General features: G+C 44.5%; 1 protein-coding gene. It reads right to left on the bottom strand.

Annotated elements, in window-relative coordinates; translation table 11 throughout:
- Positions 1-320 precede the first annotated feature (320 nt).
- Positions 321-656, bottom strand: a 336-nt coding sequence (locus LGZ99_RS24585) for an antitermination protein Q (protein WP_262979868.1), incomplete at its 5' end; no start/stop codon positions are given.

Consider the following 656-nt stretch of genomic DNA (forward strand, 5'->3'; position numbering starts at 1 on the left):
TAGGTGACATGCAATCTTTGCTTATCTAACCAATCTTCCAAATATTCAGAAGACATATTCGGATTGTAAAAGTACGGTTGGTTCTCGCTCATGATAAATCTCCAGATACAAAAAAAGGCCACGCCATGCGTAGCCTGTGAATGTGCTTTATATATGAAAAAACCCCGCAGGAAACGAGGCTTGGGATTGGGATTGATGCTTTATATATAAAAAAACCCGCTCTTAGGCGGGCCTGAATATTCTTTAGTGAGCATAGCTACAATTCCCCACTATCTGGAGAGATTACGCCAAGTTTATGCAAAACGCAAGCCCTCTCTTTTTTATCGCGTTACTTTGCTAAATTCAGATGCTGCTCTGCTTTCCTCGATATCACATTTCGCCACCAGCTTTTCATAAAAGGGTTTCCAGTTACGCGACCAACTTGATTGTGTTAGCTCTGGCAAAAGGGCCTTAATTGCCGCGTATGCCACTGATGACGGTACCCGACTATAACCACGGCCCGTACAACGCTCACATATTTTAATCACTGGCGCACCCGTAGCTTTCGTTGCTTCGCGATCAACGACTTTCCCGGTACCGTTACAACGACAACGGCTGGATACAATCCCTTTGCCGTTACAAGGAGAACAGAGTTCATCTACACGCTCAGTTTCTAC

Origin of the sequence: Photorhabdus temperata, assembly GCF_025384845.1 — a bacterium.
GTDB lineage: Bacteria > Pseudomonadota > Gammaproteobacteria > Enterobacterales > Enterobacteriaceae > Photorhabdus > Photorhabdus temperata.